The sequence below is a fragment of the Nostoc sp. DedQUE08 genome (genome assembly GCF_034530895.1).
Lineage (GTDB): Bacteria > Cyanobacteriota > Cyanobacteriia > Cyanobacteriales > Nostocaceae > Nostoc.
This window is the reverse complement of the sequence record NZ_JAVRCD010000025.1, coordinates 85,828-107,955: the sequence shown is the minus strand read 5'-3', so window position 1 is coordinate 107,955 and position 22,128 is coordinate 85,828. Positions and strand designations below refer to the sequence as shown.

Genomic DNA, 22,128 nt, shown 5'->3' with positions numbered 1-22,128 from the left:
CTAAGAGGATGCTTGAAAAGTTTTTTAGAGGTAAAATATTATGCTAATAGCCTCATATAATGCGGATCATGGCAAGATAAATAAAAGTCTCCGATGTTTCGGGCAATAACTCGCACGTCTCTGATTAATCGCTGATATCCCATCAGCCGACCAAAAGTTTGTTCTGACTTTTCACGGTAAGTCTTCAAACACCGAAAAAGCGTGGGTTTTTCCACAAGATAATTATCAATAGCTCTGAGCTAATGATAATGGTTAACAGAAAAATCAGGGCTTGGAAACCCTCAAAATGACCTTTTCCACATACCGTGAAAAGTCAGAAAGTTTGTTCGACTACCCAACGTTTTCAAGCAAAACAAAGCCTTTGGCTTCTTCTGGTCGCAGAACCACCTGCACAATCCAACGGCAAAAGTTCATCACCCATTACATAAACCAGGACTTTTTAGTTGATAACTTAAGACTTATGCAAGAATGAGTAGTTATTTTATGCGTACTCGTAAAAGTATCAATGAATTATTTACAACTTTTTTACAATTAGATGCTGACAGAATAATTGGTTGGGCAATCGATCCTAAACTACGACGAAATCTACTTAATTGTCAGGCAAGTCTATCGCAGCCAGAACATTCAGAGAATTTTTGGATATGTTATTGGTATAAATTGTGGCAAATTCAACCAGAAGGTCTGGCAAGAGAACATTTTTCGGCTTATTTACAAGAACCGTGTTATTGGGCGGCTTACAAAATAATTACTAATCTTTCTGCTACTCAATACACAGTATCTGACTGCTTTCAAATGGTCATAACTAGTGTAGATAAAATTTTAAAAGGATTTAAACCCAACATGGGTTTTAATTTGAATAATTATGCGAGTGCAATTTTCAGTAACGAGATTAAGGAAATACTGCGATCGCACAATGAAATTGATATTAGTACTAACTGGCGATTGTTACGGAAACTGACTCAAAAGCGTCTGGTGGAGTCTTTACAAAATGTTGGTCTGAGTGGAGAGACAATACAACGCTACGTATTAGCTTGGAAATGCTACCAAGCACTATATGCTCCACAGCACCCTACAGGTACTCGCCAACTGTCAAAGCCAGATGACTCTACATGGATTGCGATCGCCCAGCTTTACAATTCGGAACACCACACCCAACTTTCCCAACCAGGGATGGAGTGCAACCCGCAAACGATAGAAAAATGGCTGGTTGCTTGTGCCAAAGCAGTACGAGAATATTTTTACCCCAGTATGGCTTCTCTGAATGCGCCTAGAGGGAATGACGATTCTGGAGAGTATCAAGATATATTACCGCAACTGAAGCAGGACTCCTTAATGACGGAAATCATTGCTCAAGAAGAATTGCTTGAGAGACAGTCAATGCAATCTCAAATCAGCAATGTGTTAATTGCAGCGTTGGACAACCTGGATGAGGAGGCACAAAAGATAATAAAACTTTACTATAGCCAGAATTTGACTCAACAGCAGATTGCCCAACAGATGGGAATTAAGCAATATACCATTTCTCGTAAACTCGCCAAAGCAAAAGACTCGTTACTACTCAAGCTGGCAAACTGGAGTAAAGAGTCACTGCATATTTCTCTAAACTCACTCATACTTAACTATATCAACACCGTTTTAGAGGAATGGTTAAAAGCTTACTATAGTCTTTCCTCCTCTAAGTTGGAGTAGTATCAACATGATGTTTAATCCAGGCACAATCAATTTAATAAACTCTACACATTTGTGGTTAGAAATTCCTGAAACCGAGCAAACCAAACTTTGGCAGCAAAATCAAGCGTTTTCGACGAGTAATCGCCGTTGGATGGCATATCTCAACCGCTTGAGCTTGAATGCTTTTCTGCCTTGGCTACGATCGGAACATACTCCCAATGCTGCTGTTTTTCCTAATATTGCCGCTTTGCCCAGCGTTTGGGAAGTAGTCGATGGCGTAGCGATTTCCCTGGAAGAAAAACGGTTGGTATTAATTCCATCTGAAGCAGCAGATTTAAGCGAACTGCGCGTTCCTCAGGAGTGGGTGGATATTCCTACCTGGACAGCAGATTATTATCTAGCGGTACAAGTTAATTTGGAAGAGGGTTGTATACGGATTTGGGGATATACGACCCATACTCTACTGAAAAGTATGGGTAGTTACGATGCAAGCGATCGCGCTTATTGTTTGGATGGAGAGGATTTAATTTCTAACCTCAATATCTTGTGGATGGCAAGTCAATTATGTCCCGAAGAAGCGACCCATGCTGAAGAAACTGTACCACTGGCAGAATTAGCCCTCGCGCAAGCACACAACTTACTTCAACGTCTAGGAAATCCTAAAGTCATTTTACCACGGCTAGCAGTACCATTTTCAATTTGGGGAGCGCTCCTAGAACATGGAGGTTGGAGACAGCGATTGTATGAACAACGCCAGGGACAACAACAACAGTGGTCGATTAATCAATGGTTGCAAACTGGGGTGTCAGATTTTGCACAGAAATTTGGCTGGGCGAGTATCGAGTCACAGTCAAATTTTGCATTAGCTAGGAGTTCACAGCAACCATCAACATTGCCAATTTTAGTGCGAAAAGTCACCATTGCCGGACAACAATACAAATTGCGCGTACAGCCTAAAACTAATATTGAAGATAGAGTATGGCGCATTGAACTGCATAATGCAAGCAAAGGCGAGATGATTCCCAGTGGATTTAAATTGAGACTTTTGACAGAAGATTTACAACCATTTGATGGAAACCAAGTACAAGCAAAAACTGCTGTAGATAGGCTTTACATTGATGTAGCTCTGGGCGATCTTCAAGAAGGATTGGTTTGGGAGATAGAACCGACCCCAGAAAACTTTGAACGCGAAATCTTACTTTTTTAACCCACCTTCCGCACCCCAACTGTCACACATCAACAAAAAGCGGACAGAGATAGTACACAGGAACTAAGTTCGATTCAAAATTTAACAGACTTAATGTCACTATGACTACATTGTGATTGGTGCCTGTTAGTCCGGTATGGCTAGAGAAACTCGGCTATGAAAAGCTCCAAGAGGAACAGGTACGCATGGATATAATATACTACGCGCATCTATCGCCGCAAACCAGGAAACCTCCAAGGCGATCTCTCGACAATCATCACACCTCTCCCTAACTGGCGCTGTGGAGTCATATTGCCTCAAGAAGGCGATCACTGGATCGTGAGCATTGCTGGTTATCTAGGCGATCGCTATCTTAGTAAATTAACGTGAGTTCGACAAGCCCTTTTTTGACCTCTCCCCCAACCCCTCTTGGACACCCAGAGGGGAGCCAAAACCCTAATTTCTCGTTGCTCCTCCCTTTCCCCGTGGGAGAGGGAGGTTGTCCGGGAGAGGTTCATCGAACTCACGTTAAATTAGTCCAATAATCAACACAGTTGGCTTACCTTAGCCGCAAGTTCGGCGGGGTTCATCTGCTCGTAATGTTCAAAAGGTTGATGAATCCAGGGGTTATCAGGTAGATAATCAACATAATAATTGGGTGCTATAACTGAACAAGCTTTATACCAAAGAACGGCGGTGCGAATTTCTTCAATGGGAAAATCAGTATTTTGTTTGAGCCAAGGTATAGTTTGCTGGAGTGTTACCCCAGAGTCTACTAAGTCATCCACTAGGAGAATGCGCGAACCTAACTTTTCCGCAGTCATTGTCAAGTGACGGGAGAAAATTAAATTACTTCTTTCTTGCTTACCAGTGCCATTGTAATAAGATGAGGTTGCTAAAATTGCTAGCGGCTGCTGGTATATACGGGAAAGAATATCTCCGACTCTTAGTCCTCCTCTGGCAAGACAGATAATCTGGTTAAATTCCCAACCGGATTCATAAATCTGAATAGCCAGTTGTTCAATTTTTTGGTGATAATCTGACCAAGAAACATAAAGGTCTGGCATAAGTCTAACGGGAGTGGTAGATGGCAGTATTGAAGGCGATTGCAGACTTTTTATTTTAGTATGAGTGCAAAGTTTTATGAATAATTCTGCTGCTGATGGCGATGCCAAACGAGATCCTCTCAGTGAAAAACTCGACTTAAAAACAAAGTTGGCTTACGGTGCAGGAGATTTAGGCCCAGCAATTACTGCAAATATCTCCGTCTTTTTTCTGCTGGTTTTCTTCACGAATGTTGCTGGTATCCCTGCGGGTTTAGCTGGCAGTATTTTGATGATTGGCAAAATCTGGGATGGCATAAACGATCCGTTTGTCGGGTTCCTGACTGATAAAACGAAATCTCGGCGTTGGGGTCGTCGTCTTCCTTGGATGTTTTATGGGGCTATTCCCTTTGGAATTTTCTTCTTCTTGCAGTGGATTGTACCGCGATTTAGTGCAAATCAGAGTGATAATATTTGGCCATTATTTTGGTATTACGTAGCGATTGGGGTGATATCTCAGGCGTTTTACACAGTTGTGAATTTGCCCTATACGGCGATGACTCCAGAACTGACTCAAGATTACGACGAACGCACCAGCCTTAACAGCTATCGCTTTACATTTTCTATTGGTGGCAGCATTTTATCGTTGATTTTAACGCAAATTGTTTTTTCGCAAATTAGCGATCGCCAACAACAATATCTCGTTTTAGCAGCCATTTGTACGGTAATTTCGATTTTCGGATTATATTGGTGCGTTTTTGGAGTCCGCGATCGCATTTTGGCTTTTGAGGCTAAACGCAGCCAAACCGAGGAACCTGCATCTCTCCCCTTCTTTGAACAGCTACAAATTGTCTTTAGTAACCGACCTTTTTTATTTGTTATTGGTATATATCTTTGCTCTTGGCTAGGCGTACAAGTAACAGCCAGCATTATTCCCTATTTTGTAGTCAATTGTATGGGTCTTAAAGAATCAGACGTGCCCACAGTGATGATTGCAGTCCAAGGAACTGCTTTGGTGATGCTATTTGTCTGGGGAGCGTTGAGTAAAAAAATCGGCAAAAAAGTTGTTTATTTTCTGGGAATGAGTTTGTGGATTATAGCAGCAGCCGGACTATTTTTCTTACAGCCTGGTCAAATAGTTTTGATGTATGTGATGGCTGTGATGGCAGGTATTGGTGTATCAACAGCTTATCTAATTCCCTGGTCAATGATTCCAGATGTGATTGAATTAGATGAACTGCAAACCGGACAACGCAGAGAAGGCATTTTTTATGGCTTCATGGTTTTGCTGCAAAAATTTGGTTTAGCTTTGGGACTATTTTTAGTGGGAAATGCTTTGCAAGTAGCTGGTTTCAAAGAATCTGTAGCCGGAAGTCCATTACCCATCCAACCGGAATCAGCACTGTTTGCTATTCGCGTTGCTGTTGGCCCCATACCGACAGTTTGTCTGATTTTTGGCTTAGTTTTAACGTATTTTTACCCAATTACCCGCGAGATGCACGCCCAAATTATGCTGAAACTCAAAGAAAGGCAAGAGAACAGGGGGAGTTAAAGAGCGGGGAAGGGAGTAGGGGGCAGGAGGCAGGGGAAGAATTTTGAATTTTGAATTTTGAATTTTGAATTTTTAACTTTTGACTAATGACTAATGACTAATACCTATTAACCTTTTCCCCAAACCCAATTCTGAGTTAAAAATGCACAAAACGAGTGATATTAGGCATAATTGTTTCTTGAAGATTTACGCCGCTGAGGTTAGCTCCCCGAATGTCGGCTCCTCTAAGGTTAGTTCCTCTGAGATTCGCCCCTGCCAAATTCGCGTCTCTAAGGTTAGTCCAACTCAAGTCAGCTTGACTCAAATCAGCTTCACTTAGGTTAGCCCGCAACAAGTATGCACCACTGAGGTGAGCCTTGGTCAGATTAGCTTTGTATAAGTCAGCTTTGTAAAGATAAGCCCCTAAAACATCTGCTTGGTACAAACTCGCCTCGCTGAGGTCAGCTGCAATCAAATTAGCTTCAATCAGGTTGGCAAAAGTGAGGTTAGCCCGAATCAACTTCGCTGCACCTAAATCGGCATCTCTCAAGTTAGCGCTTTTTAAGTCAGTGCCAATTAGATTAGCAGATGCGATCGCAGCACCTCTAAGATCCACCCCGCTTAAGTCAGCTCCAATCAAATTGGCATAACTCAAATCTGCCTGCGTAAGTATAGCGCCACTCAAGTTAGCAACACTGAAGTTAGCCGCACTCAGGTTAGCTTCATTCAAGAAGGCTTTATAAAGGTTGGCACTACTGAGGTCAGCACCACTGAGGTTTGCCCGTACAAGTAAAGCATTACCCAAATCAACTCTTCTCAAGTTTACCCCTTGGAGGTTTGCACCTCTGAGGTTATCGCCTTGCAAATTCGCGGCGCTCAGGTCTGGTTCAATCTGGGGATTTTTCTTTCTCCATTCAATCCATTTAACTGCACCTGCTTTGAGTAAAGTTAGATGCTCTCGATTTGCCATTTTCTCTTTTTTACTCCTGACGCCCACCCAGAGAATTTACCCGACCAGCGACACTTTCAATAGCCGTTAATGCTCCTGCTGCTCCTGCTAGGATATCCTGTTCTTGTCCACCTAAGTAAAGCCGTCCAAAACTACCTACAGCTTGAACTTCTAAAATGTTAATCCTCGCTGCTTTTTCCGCTTCATTGGCAGCTAGTGCGGCGTAAGCAGCAGGCTCCACTTCTAATACATACAGCGTTTGACCTGCTAGTAGTAGCTGTCCTCGGCGCGTGCGATTAATCAGTTGGGTTTGATAAGCATCGATGTTGCGGATAATCTGACTAGAAATAACCCGCGGTTTCAGACATTCCTCTCTTCGGACTCCCAGTGCCGCCAAAATAGCTTGACCAGCAGCTCTGGTTTCGCCTTGGGAGCTAGAATGAACTTCCAATAGTCCATATAGTCGTTCCACTACCTGTACTCCCGGACGGACAGAGGCAGATTTTAGGGCGATATCCGTAATTTTATTAATTTCGATACCAGGAGATATTTCAATCCACAGTGATGTATCTCCTGGTAATGGTAAGAAGCCTTGGGCTACTGTTCCCATATATGCTGCATGTTGAGGTTGCAGGCTGTCGAGAAATACGAAACTGCGTAATTCTATGCCCAAGATTTTGCTCTCCAGTGGTGAGGGTAAAAGTTATCTATATGCGAGATATAAGTGCCTAACTTGACAATATAGGGTATAAAAAAGCGCAAAATCTGTTAAACGGATCTACACCCGTATGTCAAATGGCAATTATAGAAGCTAATGCTTATTTAAAAGACCATTGTCGTCTTGGGATAAAATCTACTTTGAACGGACGACATAATTTTTGTTTAACACGGCTGCTTTGTAAACATCTTGACCCTTTTACATTACCCCAGTTTTACCCCAAATATTTCCCCAACATCTCCCAACTGGAATCGCAAGGAATTTAGATACCAATAAATAGACATCTTGCAAAAGTAACAAATGCCAAGATGTTGGGGAAAGGGACTCATGTTAAAGGGTAAGGGAAAACTCCATACCTTTATCCTTTACCCGTAACCCCATTCCCCACAAGTATTTTCACAAACGCCCGTAAGTTCTTTTCTTTATCCTCCCAATCAGGTAAATAAGCAGATACAAAGTCCTTAAACACCTTGCCGTGGTTTGGGATTTCGGCGCGATCGCTCGCCAATGTTTGGCAAAAGGGGCGATCGCGATTTTTCTGGTATATCTATCAAGTACTGGGCAAGTCTCCTTCTGGTAAGACATTATCTATGCTGAGTACCCACGGTATGCCTTTGTCAATTGGAGAACTGAGAGTAATTTTAGCTCTATTGGCAAACTGTTTTAAGCGATCGGCAAATTAGGGAACAGCTTTCATGATATTGCGATAGCCTTCCATGCTATTACAAATCAGGATCGACGTCAAAACGCCACTATTGATTTGGAAATACCAATGACAACTCGATAACAAAATCCGTGTCATGCGATCGCTAGGAGTTGAAATTCACGCAGCAGTGACAACAACACGCTTTCCTTTGCTCGAAAAACTGCCGATCGAGAGCGTTACTATCGGCGATTTGGAAGACTTTGAGCAATTGGCGGTTGGGTATGATTTACTCATTACCAACTCTCATGGAGTAGCGATCGCTTAACGTTTAAAAATTCCTCTCTATCGTCAAGGGATTCCCATTTTTGACCGCTTGGATAGTGGTCAGTTCTGCAAAGTTGGCTATCGAGGTACTATGCAACTTTTATTTGATATTGGCAATCTGTTTTTAGAGCAGGAAACAAAGGTTAAGCATTAATATTATTTATCATGCCAATGTTTCCTTCACTGACACAGACATTTTAAATCATGATGAAAAGGTTTGTAGAGTGGTGTGTTGAGTTTTCTTCTTGGTGGAATATTCGCCAGAGTAGAAAGTCTCTTTTGTTTATCGTTATGCTTACCTTGAGTGCGATCGCGACGCTGATTCTGTCGTTCCCATTGAACGCTCAAATAAATCTGCCGTCAACGCCAAAAGCTGAGTTAAGGGGAGTGTGGTTAACAAATATTGATAGTGATGTGTTATTTGAGCGCGATCGCCTCAAGGGATCTTTGCAACGCCTTGATGAACTCAATTTTAACACCATATATCCGGCGGTTTGGAATTGGGGATATACATTGTATCCTAGTAAAGTTGCCCAAAAAGTTATCGGGCGATCGCTCGATCCCACACCCGGACTCAAAGGGCGAGATATCCTCAAAGAAATTGTCGATGTGGGACATCAAAAAGGCTTAACAGTGATTCCCTGGTTTGAATTTGGCTTTATGGCACCAGCGGATTCTCTATTAGCTAAAAATCGTCCCCAATGGCTCACCAGTCGCAGCGATGGGACTCGGATTGTCAAAGAAGGGACACATAATCGCGTTTGGCTTAATCCCTTTCGCCCAGAAGTACAACAATTTATTCAAGATTTAATCGTTGAAATTGTTAGAAACTACAATATCGATGGTATTCAATTTGATGACCATTTTGGTTTACCATCAGAATTAGGATACGATGCTTATACAGTAGCACTTTACAAAAAAGAACACGGTGGGAAAGCTCCCTCCAAAAACTTCAAAGATCCAGAATGGATACGCTGGAGAGCTAATAAAATCACCGAGTTTATGAAGCGAGTATTTACAGCTATCAAAGCTACTAAAAAAAATTGCCTGGTTTCCGTTGCTCCTAATCCTCAGCGTCTTTCCTACGATTTCTTTTTAGCAGACTGGCAGAAGTGGGAACGGCTAGGAATCGTCGAAGACTTAGTTTTGCAGATATATCGTGATGACTTGAATGTTTTTATCAGCGAATTAGAGTATCCAGAAGTGAAAGCAGCCAAGAGTCATATTCCAGTGAGTGTAGGCATTTTGGCTGGGTTGAAAAACCGATCTATACCAATGCAGCAGATTCAGACACAAGTGCAAAAAGTACGCGATCGCAATTTTGCTGGAGTTTCTTTCTTTTTCTATGAAACCCTCTGGAATATGAGCAAAGAAAAGCCCCAAGAGCGTCAAACTGGCTTCCAGAAAATTTTTCCCACACCAACAGCTTACCCGAATTTGCTAGCAGGCTGGAAACCGTTCGGTTAATTTTCCTAACAAGCTATCGGTGAACATATCGCTTAATTTTAAGTGAAGGTTCACCGACAATCACTTAAGAATTTGTCTTGAAAGGAACTAAGTTTTTTAGTCAAAAAGCAACTGATTGGAGAATACCTGTATTTTTTAATTTCAGAGTTAGTTAAATTGGTAATACTTGTATTGCTTTGGCGGGGCATTTTACTACACTATTTATATATTCTGGTTGAGAGGGTAGCTCATAACTTTCTTTGTTTCGACAGACAATACTTATCATTTTAAGTTGCTTGTCCCCATTCATGCGAACAGCAAAGACCGCTCCAACATACGACCTAAGTTCAAAACCAAACATACCAGCACAGTCGTCTTGAACGGCATAGCTATAAACAGCATCAATAGTTGTCTGAGAGAAAACTTTAGTATCTGTTTCAGTATAGTACCGATAGCATCTTTGTGTTCCCAAAATTGGTGGAAATGAGCCATATTTAGTTGCTGGTTCGTCAGGAGGTTTTAAAAAGGTTTTGTGCTTTAAGAAGTAGTTATTCTGAGTCTGAACTTTAGATATAATATTTTTTTCTGCTTCTCTCTCCAGTCTTGATATTTTTTCATCCAGCGCCTTATTTTCATCTTCCTTCTCACACCCACCAATAAGGAAACTTAGCAGAATAATGCTAAAAACTAATAACTTTAGAGAAAGGTAAATAAATTGATTACTAGAATTACGAATTGCGTTTAATTTTTCTAAGTATGGTATGTGCTTCACTCCTAACTCCTTTACAGACGCGATTAATCGCGTCTGTACTCCTAATTCAGCACTATCCTATTCCCAAACGCCCAGCCAAGCCAGGAGTAAGAGGTAGAAGCGTGGTAATCATCAAGAATAGAGCCAAAAGACCCAAAGCGGCTCTAGCATCATCGGGTTCAGTAATTTCATTCAAGCTTGGGCGTTCTTGATCCCGTTGTAAAAAGAAAATTACGATCGCCCAATACATGGCAAGAGTATTACCGAGAGACACTAGCGCTAGTAAAATTAAAGTTGCGATCGTTGCTCGTCCTGCGGTTTTGCGTCCATAAATCGCCTGAATAATTCGCCCACCATCTAGTTGTCCTGCTGGCATCAAATTCAAAGCGTTAATTACTAACCCCAGCCAACCAATCACTACTAGGGGATGAACGCTTACCAAGGATGACTGCAATGCCGAACCAAGGACAACTCGCGCCAAGCTTCCCACCAAAATCGACCCTTGGAAAAACTGATTGGGCAATTGAAATAAACTACCTGGATGAGAAAGCAGCAAGCCTGTCACCAGCATTAACAAAGAGACAATACCACCTGCAGCTGGCCCTGCCAAGGCAATATCAAATAATACCTTGCGGTTGGGCAACAGAGACTCAAAGCGGGTAATTGCACCAAAGGAGCCAATTTGCACTGCGGGGAGAAAAAAGGGCCAGCTAAGGCGAATTTGGTGACGCTGGGCAAGTAACCAATGACCAATTTCGTGAGCTAGTAAAATCGAAAAGATTCCAGCGCCTATGGGCAAAGCTTCTTGAAACCGCCCTGGATTGCCAAAAAAATCAAAATTCAGTAGTAATCCCGCAGCTTCTAAACTTGTGGCAATGGTTGCTATCAACAGAACACCTGCAAAGGCTTTTTGCGATAACAACATCGGCCGGGGATCGTTGCGGCTCGGTAGGACAATTACCACAGGTCTACCGTCTGTATTTTCCACTAAAAACAGACGATATTTATCGCCAAGGCGTTGTTGTAAACTTGCAGTTAGACGGTTGTGAGTCTCTTCTGGTTCTCCCCGTAGATTGCCTTTAAAAATGGCTCCATCTTGGTAGGCGATCGTTTCTGTAGCAAAAAATGTATCGATACCGAAAATACCTTTAACTGCATTTAAGTCTTCTTCTGGTATCGGTGGGATCTCCGGTTTCAGTTCTGCTACTTTTGGTTGTGGGGAATTTGCTTCAAGTGAGGAAGCAGCAGCGAGTCTTTCTGTAGCGCGTTGCTTGAGGATGGTATCTTGCCCAGCTTGGCGTAACTGTCTGCCCAAGTAGACGTACAATCCGGCGGAAGTTACTACTAAGAACAATATACCCGCTATATTAATGTAAATCCCTGCGGCAAACAATCCAAAAAACAGGAGCCAGGGAGTCATCAACACCACCGACTGTAACCAGGCTAAGATTCCCAGTTTACCAAAAGGTCTGGCGCGATAAAAGCCCCAGCCCAAAATGCCTAAAGCTACCAGTAGGATTGCCGCCAGGATAGAAGTTTCTGATAAAGTAAACATCTCCAAACCTTTGCTATTGAGACTAAGCCAGAACAAGTCCGGTATTGCAGATACACTTAATAATGTATAACGCCGCCTGTAATCTGCCCAAATTATCCCGCTTTGCGTGGGCGTAGCCAAACCCAGGCAACGGGTAAAAAAGTTTGTAGTCAGGACTTTAGTCCTAGATTTTTAAGCACGCTTTGTGCTTACTACAAACCCATCAAAATTAATGGGACAGACCACAAAGAGCGATCGCATCATATAGCGATCGCTCTCTCGTCCAATAATTAATTTGCTTAAACTTTATATGAGCGAAGTATTCTTCTAAGTCCAATAAAGAATTTCAGCATTTGGAAAGCGTTTACTAATCTCACTCTCAAAAAAGCTACGTAACGCCTTCATTGTGTCTTTCTCATAAACGTACTTCGTCCCGCCAAACTTATTACGCTTGACACTGCGTTTTGCCTCATCCATCTCTAATTTTGATTGCGGATACCAAGTTTGTAACACTTCTTTTGACCCAGGTGTGAACCGATGCGAGATTAACTCAAAGGTAAGGTTACAGTCAAAATCCAGTGCCTCGTTTATCTGCTCAAACAAACGACTATAGTGCATTTGCCAATCGTCTATCGGCATAATTGGCGCAATAACCAAGCCTACTGGATAACCGCCACCGCCACGCTCTTGTGGTAGCGCCAACCGTCGCAATGCATTCAATCTGGATGCTACGGATGCCGTGCCACCTTCAAACTTACCAGAAATCGGTGCGGCATTAACGCTCATCCGACAGCGAGTATGCCCATTGTGTGGTAAATCGAGTAATCCATCCACAGCATCAAACTTCGATACCCAACGTAGATGTGCATTAGGACGAGTGCCAAAGTAACGGATACATTCAGCAAGACTTCCAGTTAAATGCTCAATACCCAATGGGTCTGTATAACAGCTAACTTCAAAACTTGTGGTTTTCCCCTGTTGTTCGTAGTTAGCTAAATTCTTTAATATCTGCGGTAAGTTAGCAAAAACGCGGATGACAGGTGGCCCCGACAAGCTACCCGCTAGGTAGCAGTATTGACAATGAGCCGGACAACCCTCGGCAAGGTGAAACTGCCAATCCGCAGAAGGTGGGATCGGACTCAGTTTAAAAGAACTGGGTGGTGCAGCAACCACTGCTAAGGTACGCTTGGCGATGTTGTAAGTATCCCGCTCAGATTCACCGCGCAGACCCTTCAGGCGGTTCTGTGATAGTTCTTCTATTGGTAAGTTGAGTGACTGCACACGTTTAAGAATCTGCTGCCCCCAATCCTCATCTAGGGCAGCAGGTGTAAACAGTACCCGTTCAGGTATCCACAACCTTGGCGATCTTGTTTGTGTATCTGATACTGAAACTTGGTCTGTAATGGTATTCAGCAATATCTTTCTCCGTTATTTAGTTTGCTGATTTCTGCAATTAATTTTCCAGGACTTGCTTAATTCGTCGCTCTAACAAATCAAGATCCAAACTGCCTTCATCACGGTTAATTCGGCGCACAGTCGAATTAACATTAGCTAAATTAACCAATAAATCTTGAAGAATTTCCTGCTGTTGACGGGCTTGAGTAATTTCGCGTGGTTCTTGTACTAAATCACGCACGATGGTATCTTCAGCGCGAGAGGCGATAATTGGATCGTTTTGCCCTTGAACGTGAACAAAGGTTCGTCGCCCAGGCCCTCGTTCTTCTTCTATTGGTATAACTGCTGTTACTTGGTCAGAACGCACATATTTGCCAAATCCCAAATGAACTAGTTCTGATGAGAGTATTTTCATATAATTGAAGCGTTATTTTTATGTCTTACTTATATTGTAAAATATAGGGAAGTGACTTAAAGCCATAGACCATACGGGTTATACCCAATTCACTGTAGTAGTTTCCTTTCCCAATTGCTGCTTGATATCTCTATTTCAATTACACTATTCCTACCAGCTTTCGGACTTGTTCTGGGGTTTCACTGGCAGGATATTTATCTTGCTCTGATTTAATATCCTTATCTGCGATCGCGTCCACTTAGGCAAATGCCAGAACTGACAACAGTTAAATCAGTTTTAGCGATCGCACTACTATGGCAAACACCATCAGCGGTTGTCCAATCGACTGTCCAGTAATCGCTGCGATCGTGGAATTGATTTAAGGTACCGCTACAACCGTTGCTGTTTTTTCATCCACAGCCTGAAAGATGCCCCAACCTTCAAATGTTACTAAGCTTTGGGCTGAAGGTGTAAACCATTCCGGCTACCCGTGTGCAAACTCGTCCACCTTTGACGCAGGGCGCGAGAAATTGGGTGGTATGTAATTGTGCTTCTGCGATCGCAATTTGGTTGATTAGCTTACGGATGTCATATCATGTCCGCTTGATTGCTTATTAAACCCGAAGAACCCCACCCCGCCAAAGCTACGCCTTGTCTCCCCTCCCCGCAAGCGGGGAGGGGTTGGGGGTGGGGTGTAATGACTGTGGTTAGCATAACTAATTATGCGGACATGATATCAGTCATCATTATCTCTATTTACGCATAATTACTCAAGATATTCTTAAAACTAAAGTATATAAAAAAACATAGTTATCGGACAGTAAACCCAAAAAATAGAAAAATAATGACTACCCAAATACAACAAATATCAGAATCCCGAAAAAAGTTAGCATCTGCTTACCGTGCAGTTTACGCAATTGGAGTTTTGAGTATTTTTCTAAGCATAATATTCTTTGTTGCTGGTAGTCGATTGCCCGATCATCTAATATTGGTTTTTTGTTCTTTATTTATTGGTTTACTCTATTTAGTTCTAGGTTTTTTTGTACAACGTAAATCAAAAATTGCACTAGGTATTGCAGTAGGATTGATGTCGCTAAATGTGTTAACAGGCATTTTCAATATGATTCAAACTGGTAAACCGTTTGGCTTGATTGTTCCTATGATATTTTTAGGTCAGACTATAGGAGGATTTAAAGCTATAGAAGTATTAAAGTCAAAGACTTGAAGTTAATTTTAATTTTGTTAATCAATATCCTCCTACTTAGAAAGTAGTAAAATTCCTGCGTGCAAGTTGGTGGAGCATTGCGTGTTCTCAGTTACTAAAGGGACTCCGCTGGTGAGTTGTTACACACTCTTTTAAGGATGGCTACTTTTAAGCCTACCTCCCAGGTTCTTCGTACTCCCCGTTCACACACGCCCACTGTATTTGACAGTGTACCGTTCCTCTCGTACTAGTATGTAGGCTCCAAGAGTTGGGGCACGCAGTATATTAATATAATACAATATACTACATAAAATTAGAAGACATGAAAAGAGAGATTTTGGAGTTGAGCGATCGCGATCATCAGCTCAGAAACGTCTGCTGAAAACCTTATTATTTCGTCAAATTACAAAAGTTTTCAATCTACTGAATGTAAGTTAATCGTTTTATTTCTAAACTAACTAACCTCACTAGGCGTTTCCGTATTCGCCAACAGCGTCACATCATTTGCGAACCAATCTCCCCTTTTCACATCCCGTGAAAAGTCAAGCCGGAACAGGTTGCATTTGGCTCTCTGCCTCCCTGACATTGCGGTTGTACTCCTCAATCAACTGAGCTTCTTTTTCACTAAAGAAAAATGACACAAGCGCAAAGCGTCGTCCTTTTGTAATGTCTGTAACCTCATGGAGTAGCGAACTCGAAAATATTGCTGCACAGCCTGTTTCTGGCTGGTATAAATCTGTCCCGTACTCTGGAAACCTTAGATATCCCCCTTCATATTCCCCTGCATTCAGGTTAATGGTCATAGAAAGGCGACGGTAAGCAGTATTCTCTGTACAATTGTCACGATGTAAACCCAGGTATCCACCATTACTTGCCTCGTAGCCAAAAATACTAAAACCCTCAAATCGAGTAACTTGAAAGTGAAACGCTTTCTGAATTTCAGGGCGAACCCGATTCCGAATGAAATGCTTAAGGCGCTCTAGTGTCTCTCCTTCTTTAAGACAATGGTTTCGTCGAACAGCTTGTTTATAGTCAATACGTTCACTCCATTTTCCGTTCTCTTTAATTAGGTGAGTAGTATCTTGATTTCCTTGAGTTTCCCAAATGTGAATAAGGTGTTTACAAAAATCAACATCTAAAACGTTTGGGATGAAAAGAACTGGTGCCTGCATTGTGATTTTACGGGGGCAGTCTGTAGATTGGGTCATAACTTTACTAATTCTTATTCCAAGAAAAATGTGAGCATTCAGAGTTTAGCGGTTAGCTATCTAAAAGATGAAATGGGTATGCTTTGTATCGACGCTGAGGGGTTGTTGGGCTTAACCTTTTTCGTAAGATATGTTAAGTACTAATGTTGATATGTGGGCGAACCTTGTGTTCGCCCTGAACGAGTGTAAAAGGCCCCCTTACTACAACAAAAAAGTTAGTTTTAATTTCATGTAGATTGAGGCTCAATTAAGGGGAACGGTAGAACCATTCTCATCAGTGTTATAGTACAGAACCTACACCAAGTTTTGCTATCCCTAAATTAGCTATCCCTAAATCAGATGTTGCTAAGTTAGCTATCCCTAAATTAGCTATCCCCAAATCAGATGTTGCTAAGTTAGCTATCCCTAAATTAGCTATCCCTAAATCAGATGTTGCTAAGTTAGCTATCCCTAAATTAGCTATCCCCAAATCAAATGTTGCTAAGTTAGCTATCCCTAAATTAGCTATCCCCAAATCAGATGTTGCTAAGTTAGCTATCCCAAACTCAGATGTTGCTAAGTTAGCTGTCGCTAAACCACCTATGATGTCATTGCATTCTTTATCATCTAAATCGGTCATCGAGATTTCGGAATCCAGTTTGTAGATATTAATTTCAGCCATTTAGAAATGTTCTCCTAAGTTTTGTCTGCAAACTACAAAATTTCTAATTTTGAGTTGCTAGCGACTAATGCGATTGATATCTCTTTTTTATGCAAAGACTAAGGTTGTATGTAACATTTCTTCACAAAACTGATTTTGCAGACCGATGAATCATGTAACACTAGCCAGTAGGGTGTGTTAGCGACAGCGTAACGCACCATCATCAAGGGTTTGTGCGTTACGAACTGTGTTCTAACACACCCTACAATACCTAATTTTGTTCAAAAATCAAATATGATTCCTATAGATATATGCATAAACTTGGCAGTTTCTAGGACTTAGGCACTTTACACATTGACTATTATGTGAAGAGTTAGCCTGTTAAACTAAAAGTCCTACCCTGCCTCGTTCCCAGGCTGTGCCTGGGAATGCAATCAAGGTGGGCTACTACCTACTTGTTTGAGGAGAGGCAGAGCCTTGTAACGAGAGGTAATTCACAGTTGGCTGTCTTTGTCAATGCATAAGTTCTATAGACTTCACCGAACTTTAGAATATGTATAATTTGAACAAATATTGACAAATTATCTCAACAGTATGGTATTTTATTGATAATTGTTCTTGAGTTATTTGCATAAATTTAAAGGGACTAGATGGAACTAGGTGGAATACGTGAATTGTTTGAAGCAGGCGGTGCTGTCATGTGGCCTCTGCTCTTCTGCTCAATTTTGGCATTAGCCTTAGCTGCCGAGCGTACAATCTTTTGGTGGAAAATTTATAATCGTCAACAGCGTGTATGTAGCACGAGATGTTTTGAATTTGTACCGTTTAAATAATGTAGTTGGGGCTATAGAAAAACTACGAAAAAATATTGATTTACCCATAGCACGCATTTTTATTTTTACTTTAGAGCTTGAGAACCCGAATCCAGAAGAGTTTCGTTTGGCATTGGAAACTGAAGCCAAAGTTGAGATGTCGTTACTTAAGCGTTTTAATCATATTTTTGACACAATTGTTGGACTTGCACCTTTACTTGGTCTTCAGGGAACAATATTTGGGTTGATGACAACTTTTGCATCTTTAAATATTGGTAATCTTGGTGCTACCAATAAAGCTGGTTTGACGGCAGGTATTAGTGAAGATTTAATAGCTACTTCATTCGGATTGTTAGTAGGTATTATGACACTCACATTTGCCAGTATTTTTCGAGGCTTATACCAGCGTGAAATAGAACGTATTGAGGAGTATGGCGGACACTTAGAACTAATCTACCTTCGTCGTTTTCAACCAACAGAAAAAGCTTATGAAGTTACCCAAAGAACCGAATATTCCGGCACAAATTAACATTGTGCCATTACTTGATGTAGTTTTCACTCTTTTGACGTTTTTTGTTATCTCGACTTTGTTTTTAACTAATTTCGAAGGGCTGCCAGTAAATTTACCTAAAGCTAGCACTGGACAACAATCACAAACCCCACAGAAAATTACAATTACGATCGATTCACAAGGACAAGTAAGCTTAAATCGCCAACCAACTACTTTTGATGCTTTGACAGAAAAAATACGTACTTTAGTTGGCAGTAATCAAAATGTATTAGTAGTGATTAATGCCGATGAAAAAGCATATATGGGGCTGACGGTAAGTGTAATGGATAAGGTGCGAAAAGTTCCTGGTACAAAGCTGGCGATCGCGACTCAAAGGCAATAAAGCTCTTTGTGTTGCCAAAATCCCAACAGGTAAACTCAAACTGAGAAGAGTTTTTCGAGTTTTCAAATATTTCTTATTTAGTTGCTTGGCTCGAAAAAAGTACAAGTAGGTAACATTGAAAAAATTCAATGCTTACTATTTATGATAATAAGCATTGTCATACTTTAGAACCTACTTATCATCCCGCACAGGCAACGGCATATCCAAAATCTCCATTAGCAAATCCAGGCGAGAGGGGCGCGTCAGGAGTGGGACGATGTTCGGCAAACTGTAGTAGTCACCCGCAAAGGTGAACGTATCTACAGGTGCTTGCTGCTGCTTCAATTGACTCTCCACCCAGTTGTAATGAGTACCCACACGGACAATCACCACATTGGGCATTATCGCCAACTCCCGGCAGTAGTTCTTGTAAACTTCACCAAAGTAAGGAGCCGCATTTTCGCCCTCATCCGTCACCAAAATTATCTGGTCAACTACCTGCTTTTTCTTCCGCATTGCTTCCAATGCACAGCCGATGCTAGTACCACCGCCTGCCTTGATGTGCTGGAAGGCACGCTCCCAATCGCTCAACTCCTTGCCCTTTGCTGTAACAGCGTAAGGAATGGTATCGAAGGCGTAGACAAACAGTTCTGCCTTAGTGATACCAGAAATTAGGGCAGCGAGTTGCTTACCGATCGCGATCGCATTTTCCATTGAACCAGACTTGTCCACTAGTAAAGCAGTTGGACGAGCGATCGCACCACGCCGCTTTACCTGTTCGTTTGTCACCTTTTCCAGTTGAGCAACCGTGTCTGCGTCAAAATCTCCTACGTCTGCGGCAACCTGTGCTTTGAATGCTGAGACACGCCCACTCTTAGACGCTGCTTCTAGTTTGGAATCAATCAACTTCTTGACTTCTGGATGATCCATTGCACCTCTAGTCTGGAGAGACTTGAGGTTGTTGATCGCTTCTTGTGGAGACATGCTGTTGATTAACGCCACCAAGACAACTGGTGTAAGTTGCTTGATTGCACCAACTGCGATCGTGTATGGAATTTTGAACTCCACAATCAGCCGTGCCTGTTCTGCGGCATTTTCTGCCTTAGGAAGCTGCTTCAGCACATTTGCCAAGGAACCCTCTGGAGGAGTATCGCCAAATAGAATCGCATTTGCCCGCTCATTTGGCTTGATGTGCAGTGAAGCGTATAAGTGCTTCATTGCTTTACGACCTCTGAGCGCAGCGCGATCGAACAGAGCCGGATTGTTCTCCCGTGCTTTTAGGTAACGCCGTACCGCAGTCCGAGCGGAACGAGGCAGTTTATTCTGCTGCTCCTTCATGAAGTCCACCACACGAGCCACTTGATAGGGAGGAAATTCTTGCAGCATCATAAATCCAGCATCTCGGTGTTCAGTCAAATTGCTAGTTAACAAATGAGCAACAAACACCTCCTTGTGGTCGCGGACATCACCATAACGCTGATACCAAACTGCCAAGTGTCCGTAGAAGATGGGATCGAGTTCAACAATTAACTGATGAATTTCTGCGACTTGCTCAAGCTTGCGGTGAGGAGTTGTGAGCAAACTGTTGAGCATTTCCAAACGCAGATCGCGTTCTGCGGTGTTCATTATGAACCTCCTTTAAGAATTTTGGATTTTGGATTTACGATTTTGGATTGCAATCAAAAATCCAAAATCTAAAATCTAAAATTGAAGGAGGCAGATGTTGCACGCGGGGCGATAAAGTCACCGCGCAAGTTGTAGAAGCATTGGATATAACTTATGCAGAGTTATGTAAGCTTCTGCGATCGGGGCGCGGCAACAACTGCCAAGTAAAAGGGACTGGGGATTAGGGATTGGGGACTGGGTAATGAGCGGAAAATTATCGAATTTGCTCTTACTCCCTAAAAGTAGTAGCTGCGTAAGCTGCCATCATATCTGCCGCTATTGCGACAGCACTTTTTGAAAGCAGCGACCAGAACCACAAAGACAAAGGTCATTGTTACCAAGTTTTTCTTGTAGTTCCTTGTCGCCATGAACAAGGCGATCGCCACGTTTAACAGCTTTTTCAGATGGGTAGCCACGACGACGTTTGCTCGATGGTTCAAAAGCAGAAATCGTCAAATTCGTCGAAATCTTCAGGCTCGATGTTGAAAGAATTAATCTTTTTCATCGTTCTCACCTCCATATTTAAATGAAATAAAATCGCTTCGTGCAAGTCGAAAAAGCTGTTGATTCACACACGGGATTTGAACCCGTAGTTGCTCGATCTTCAGTCAAGTGCCTTACCATTCGGCTAGTATGTAAGCTTTTTCAGTTAGGGCACGAAGTGAAAATTTTAGGTTTTAGAAAGTTGATTTAAAATAAATCGAATTTCTTTCTTGTTACACTGCTGTTTCTTAACAGCGTAAATCATTCGACCTGTATATGCCACAGAATGATGAATTATACCTTTGACAGCATCCCTCACATAATGAATGGGTGGCGATGGCAAATCTTCAAAGGTAATTAAATACCAAATTTCGTTTAGCTTCTGGTATTGATGATAATTATCAATGATGACAATATCAGTTTGTTCCTGCTTTTGCTTCTGCTTTCGAGGTATTTTCTCGGCTGCACAAAGAATTCCAGTTTCAGGATGGATATAGAAGCGATCGCGATGGCTTACATCTAGCTGATTTCGATACCCTTGATAAGGCTTGCTATAAAAACCACCATCAATTATTTCCACATGCCGTTCAACGTAGTCCCACACATGATCGATAACATGCTGTCCTGCCATTGTATTGGGATCTAGTCGTTGACACAGTTGACTGTAAACGTCATTCCAAGGCTGTCCGACTTTTGAGCGTAAAAATCTACGCAGAGGGCCGAGATGATCTGAAAGATACTTAGATTTATTTATTGGTTTAATCAGGTAAGAATTCAACAATCCATCCTGAATTGCATCCTGGGTGATTTTGTATAATTGCTTCTTAAAGCCAGTCACCTTTTTGAGGCTAATTCTCCTCCCACCGCGAGGACGCTCAATTACAATCTCGCTCAAACGATGTTCGCTCATATCTCACATTCTTTAAATGCAATTGTGCTAATTGAGTTGTTATTAAACATGAGTTAGCTAACATCATTGAACTCACCTCCGTATTGAGTAAAGGTTATAGATAAATACGATTTAAATAATTGAAATTCCGCGCAAGTTAGCAAAGCAGTTTTCACGATTGCCTTTACCAGTTTGGCTACGCTCCCATTAGCGGGAGCGGCAGGAATCGAACCTGCATTCCGTTGCCGGAGTGTGTGTAGACTTCACAAGTTAGGGCGCAGAATTGAGTCTTAAATCATTCCGTGCAAGTTCAAAAAGCTTTTTACAGCTACGGCCGCTCTTACCAAATATTGGCAGTGGGCACGCACGCTAAATCTGCGAGAGACTTAGAAATCATGCTTCGCTTAGTCCGATCGCTCGAACTTTACTACCTTAGGGCCGTTATGAATGTGTATGTATGCTTCTTCTGTTAGGGCACGGATGACTCGGAAATTTAACCATAGACAGCTTCCGGACGAACAATCAGATCGCCACTAGGACGGCGATCGATTACGTAAGCAGAAAGGCGATCGCTATTCACATCTAAATGCCGAGCAACGCGCTCCTTCACTGCCAGATCGTTCATCCCTGCTGCAATTCCCAATTGTGTTTTTGGCACATCAACAGAACGTCCTTCAAATCGAATATGAACCATTACAATCACCTCTTGTTTTAATTACGAATTGATATTAGTGGATCTGATCGGGATTGAACCGATACCCTCCCTG

The 22,128-nt window shown here is 42.0% G+C and carries 21 protein-coding genes, 1 tRNA gene, 3 pseudogenes and 1 other annotated feature; of the genes and pseudogenes, 10 read left to right on the top strand and 15 right to left on the bottom strand.

Annotation, left to right across the window (positions count from 1 at the left end; all coding sequences use genetic code 11):
• Nucleotides 1-316: 316 nt before the first annotated feature.
• Nucleotides 317-402, bottom strand: a pseudogene (locus RMY64_RS18255) (IS5/IS1182 family transposase); the annotation flags it as partial.
• A gap of 81 nt (nt 403-483) precedes the next feature.
• On the opposite strand from RMY64_RS18255, the gene RMY64_RS18250 reads away from it, so the two are divergent.
• Together RMY64_RS18250 and RMY64_RS18245 are read left to right on the top strand one after the other, a co-directional pair.
• Nucleotides 484-1,689, top strand: coding sequence for a sigma-70 family RNA polymerase sigma factor (locus RMY64_RS18250; RefSeq protein ID WP_322670144.1), 1,206 nt, complete (start codon nt 484-486; stop codon nt 1,687-1,689).
• 7 nt (nt 1,690-1,696) lie between these two features.
• On the top strand, nt 1,697-2,878 hold the full coding sequence (locus RMY64_RS18245) for a DUF1822 family protein (protein ID WP_322700776.1): 1,182 nt from the start codon (nt 1,697-1,699) through the stop codon (nt 2,876-2,878).
• 524 nt (nt 2,879-3,402) lie between these two features.
• Here RMY64_RS18245 and RMY64_RS18240 read toward each other — a convergent pair.
• Nucleotides 3,403-3,924 carry a phosphoribosyltransferase gene (locus tag RMY64_RS18240; RefSeq protein ID WP_322670146.1) on the bottom strand — a complete coding sequence of 174 codons (522 nt, stop codon included), beginning with the start codon at nt 3,922-3,924 and terminating at the stop codon, nt 3,403-3,405.
• Between the two features lie 76 nt (nt 3,925-4,000).
• Here RMY64_RS18240 and RMY64_RS18235 point away from each other — a divergent pair, with 76 nt between their 5' ends.
• The gene (locus RMY64_RS18235) at nt 4,001-5,452 is read left to right on the top strand and encodes an MFS transporter (RefSeq protein WP_322700775.1); all 1,452 of its coding nucleotides are present in this window, start codon (nt 4,001-4,003) and stop codon (nt 5,450-5,452) included.
• 136 nt (nt 5,453-5,588) lie between these two features.
• Here the strand turns inward: RMY64_RS18235 and RMY64_RS18230 are convergent, their stop codons facing one another.
• Nucleotides 5,589-6,401, bottom strand: coding sequence for a pentapeptide repeat-containing protein (locus RMY64_RS18230; RefSeq protein WP_322700774.1), 813 nt, complete (start codon nt 6,399-6,401; stop codon nt 5,589-5,591).
• Between the two features lie 10 nt (nt 6,402-6,411).
• Nucleotides 6,412-7,053 (bottom strand): hypothetical protein, encoded by a 642-nt coding sequence (locus tag RMY64_RS18225; RefSeq protein WP_292856419.1) that lies wholly within the window; start codon nt 7,051-7,053, stop codon nt 6,412-6,414.
• Between the two features lie 515 nt (nt 7,054-7,568).
• Between RMY64_RS18225 and RMY64_RS18220 the strand changes: the two genes are divergently transcribed.
• The 3 genes and pseudogenes from RMY64_RS18220 (at nt 7,569) to RMY64_RS18210 (ending at nt 9,535) form a co-directional block, all read left to right on the top strand.
• Nucleotides 7,569-7,781 carry a hypothetical protein gene (locus tag RMY64_RS18220; RefSeq protein ID WP_322700773.1) on the top strand — a complete coding sequence of 71 codons (213 nt, stop codon included), beginning with the start codon at nt 7,569-7,571 and terminating at the stop codon, nt 7,779-7,781.
• Nucleotides 7,782-7,904: 123 nt separating this feature from the next.
• Nucleotides 7,905-8,222: pseudogene (locus RMY64_RS18215) on the top strand (nitrogenase component 1); the annotation flags it as partial.
• A gap of 53 nt (nt 8,223-8,275) precedes the next feature.
• Nucleotides 8,276-9,535, top strand: a complete 1,260-nt coding sequence (locus tag RMY64_RS18210; protein ID WP_322700779.1) for a glycoside hydrolase family 10 protein — start codon at nt 8,276-8,278, stop codon at nt 9,533-9,535.
• A gap of 151 nt (nt 9,536-9,686) precedes the next feature.
• Here the strand turns inward: RMY64_RS18210 and RMY64_RS18205 are convergent, their stop codons facing one another.
• The 4 genes from RMY64_RS18205 to RMY64_RS18190 all read right to left on the bottom strand — a co-directional run bounded on the left by RMY64_RS18205 (nt 9,687) and on the right by RMY64_RS18190 (nt 13,609).
• A complete protein-coding gene (locus tag RMY64_RS18205) occupies nt 9,687-10,286 on the bottom strand; it encodes a hypothetical protein (protein ID WP_322700772.1) in 600 nt (199 codons plus the stop codon).
• A gap of 52 nt (nt 10,287-10,338) precedes the next feature.
• Nucleotides 10,339-11,820 carry a site-2 protease family protein gene (locus RMY64_RS18200; RefSeq protein ID WP_322700771.1) on the bottom strand — a complete coding sequence of 494 codons (1,482 nt, stop codon included), beginning with the start codon at nt 11,818-11,820 and terminating at the stop codon, nt 10,339-10,341.
• 306 nt (nt 11,821-12,126) lie between these two features.
• The gene (locus tag RMY64_RS18195) at nt 12,127-13,149 is read right to left on the bottom strand and encodes a spore photoproduct lyase family protein (RefSeq protein ID WP_322700778.1); all 1,023 of its coding nucleotides are present in this window, start codon (nt 13,147-13,149) and stop codon (nt 12,127-12,129) included.
• Nucleotides 13,150-13,252: 103 nt separating this feature from the next.
• Entirely contained in the window at nt 13,253-13,609 is a 357-nt protein-coding gene (locus tag RMY64_RS18190) for a hypothetical protein (RefSeq protein WP_322670153.1), read from the bottom strand.
• Nucleotides 13,610-14,080: 471 nt separating this feature from the next.
• Between RMY64_RS18190 and RMY64_RS18185 the strand changes: the two genes are divergently transcribed.
• Both RMY64_RS18185 and RMY64_RS18180 read left to right on the top strand, forming a co-directional pair.
• Complete coding sequence (locus RMY64_RS18185; protein WP_322670154.1) at nt 14,081-14,206, top strand: hypothetical protein; 126 nt, start codon at nt 14,081-14,083, stop codon at nt 14,204-14,206.
• Between the two features lie 226 nt (nt 14,207-14,432).
• On the top strand, nt 14,433-14,813 hold the full coding sequence (locus tag RMY64_RS18180) for a hypothetical protein (RefSeq protein WP_322670155.1): 381 nt from the start codon (nt 14,433-14,435) through the stop codon (nt 14,811-14,813).
• Between the two features lie 108 nt (nt 14,814-14,921).
• Nucleotides 14,922-14,977 (bottom strand) — a sequence feature (23S ribosomal RNA rRNA prediction is too short).
• 357 nt (nt 14,978-15,334) lie between these two features.
• On the opposite strand, the gene RMY64_RS18175 is transcribed toward RMY64_RS18180, so the two are convergent.
• The gene (locus tag RMY64_RS18175; RefSeq protein WP_322700770.1) at nt 15,335-16,000 is read right to left on the bottom strand and encodes a 2OG-Fe(II) oxygenase; all 666 of its coding nucleotides are present in this window, start codon (nt 15,998-16,000) and stop codon (nt 15,335-15,337) included.
• A 280-nt stretch (nt 16,001-16,280) separates the two neighbouring features.
• Nucleotides 16,281-16,661 (bottom strand): hypothetical protein, encoded by a 381-nt coding sequence (locus tag RMY64_RS18170; protein ID WP_322700769.1) that lies wholly within the window; start codon nt 16,659-16,661, stop codon nt 16,281-16,283.
• A gap of 629 nt (nt 16,662-17,290) precedes the next feature.
• On the opposite strand from RMY64_RS18170, the pseudogene RMY64_RS18165 reads away from it, so the two are divergent.
• A pseudogene (locus RMY64_RS18165) lies at nt 17,291-17,981 on the top strand (MotA/TolQ/ExbB proton channel family protein).
• Nucleotides 17,941-18,345, top strand: a complete 405-nt coding sequence (locus RMY64_RS18160) for a biopolymer transporter ExbD (RefSeq protein ID WP_322700768.1) — start codon at nt 17,941-17,943, stop codon at nt 18,343-18,345. Before RMY64_RS18165 ends, RMY64_RS18160 begins: the two are co-directional and overlap by 41 nt.
• 171 nt (nt 18,346-18,516) lie before the next feature.
• On the opposite strand, the gene RMY64_RS18155 is transcribed toward RMY64_RS18160, so the two are convergent.
• The 5 genes from RMY64_RS18155 to RMY64_RS18135 all read right to left on the bottom strand — a co-directional run bounded on the left by RMY64_RS18155 (nt 18,517) and on the right by RMY64_RS18135 (nt 22,055).
• A complete protein-coding gene (locus RMY64_RS18155) occupies nt 18,517-19,950 on the bottom strand; it encodes a vWA domain-containing protein (protein WP_322700767.1) in 1,434 nt (477 codons plus the stop codon).
• Between the two features lie 315 nt (nt 19,951-20,265).
• Nucleotides 20,266-20,445: a hypothetical protein gene (locus RMY64_RS18150; protein WP_322670160.1), complete on the bottom strand. Its 180-nt coding sequence runs from the start codon at nt 20,443-20,445 to the stop codon at nt 20,266-20,268.
• Nucleotides 20,446-20,558: 113 nt separating this feature from the next.
• Nucleotides 20,559-20,627 (bottom strand) — tRNA-Phe (locus tag RMY64_RS18145).
• 32 nt (nt 20,628-20,659) lie between these two features.
• Complete coding sequence (locus RMY64_RS18140; RefSeq protein WP_322700766.1) at nt 20,660-21,382, bottom strand: hypothetical protein; 723 nt, start codon at nt 21,380-21,382, stop codon at nt 20,660-20,662.
• Nucleotides 21,383-21,854: 472 nt separating this feature from the next.
• Entirely contained in the window at nt 21,855-22,055 is a 201-nt protein-coding gene (locus RMY64_RS18135; protein ID WP_099100993.1) for a hypothetical protein, read from the bottom strand.
• Nucleotides 22,056-22,128: the final 73 nt, after the last annotated feature.

Bases quoted from the DNA above. Each gene is read 5' to 3' on its own strand.
- RMY64_RS18250 (WP_322670144.1), top strand. From the start codon at position 484: ATGCGTACTCGTAAAAGTATCAATGAATTATTTACAACTTTTTTACAA.
- RMY64_RS18245 (WP_322700776.1), top strand. From the start codon at position 1,697: ATGATGTTTAATCCAGGCACAATCAATTTAATAAACTCTACACATTTG.
- RMY64_RS18240 (WP_322670146.1), bottom strand. From the start codon at position 3,924: ATGCCAGACCTTTATGTTTCTTGGTCAGATTATCACCAAAAAATTGAA.
- RMY64_RS18235 (WP_322700775.1), top strand. From the start codon at position 4,001: ATGAATAATTCTGCTGCTGATGGCGATGCCAAACGAGATCCTCTCAGT.
- RMY64_RS18230 (WP_322700774.1), bottom strand. From the start codon at position 6,401: ATGGCAAATCGAGAGCATCTAACTTTACTCAAAGCAGGTGCAGTTAAA.
- RMY64_RS18210 (WP_322700779.1), top strand. From the start codon at position 8,276: ATGAAAAGGTTTGTAGAGTGGTGTGTTGAGTTTTCTTCTTGGTGGAAT.
- RMY64_RS18200 (WP_322700771.1), bottom strand. From the start codon at position 11,820: ATGTTTACTTTATCAGAAACTTCTATCCTGGCGGCAATCCTACTGGTA.
- RMY64_RS18190 (WP_322670153.1), bottom strand. From the start codon at position 13,609: ATGAAAATACTCTCATCAGAACTAGTTCATTTGGGATTTGGCAAATAT.
- RMY64_RS18180 (WP_322670155.1), top strand. From the start codon at position 14,433: ATGACTACCCAAATACAACAAATATCAGAATCCCGAAAAAAGTTAGCA.
- RMY64_RS18175 (WP_322700770.1), bottom strand. From the start codon at position 16,000: ATGACCCAATCTACAGACTGCCCCCGTAAAATCACAATGCAGGCACCA.
- RMY64_RS18170 (WP_322700769.1), bottom strand. From the start codon at position 16,661: ATGGCTGAAATTAATATCTACAAACTGGATTCCGAAATCTCGATGACC.
- RMY64_RS18160 (WP_322700768.1), top strand. From the start codon at position 17,941: ATGAAGTTACCCAAAGAACCGAATATTCCGGCACAAATTAACATTGTG.
- RMY64_RS18155 (WP_322700767.1), bottom strand. From the start codon at position 19,950: ATGAACACCGCAGAACGCGATCTGCGTTTGGAAATGCTCAACAGTTTG.
- RMY64_RS18140 (WP_322700766.1), bottom strand. From the start codon at position 21,382: ATGAGCGAACATCGTTTGAGCGAGATTGTAATTGAGCGTCCTCGCGGT.
- RMY64_RS18135 (WP_099100993.1), bottom strand. From the start codon at position 22,055: ATGGTTCATATTCGATTTGAAGGACGTTCTGTTGATGTGCCAAAAACA.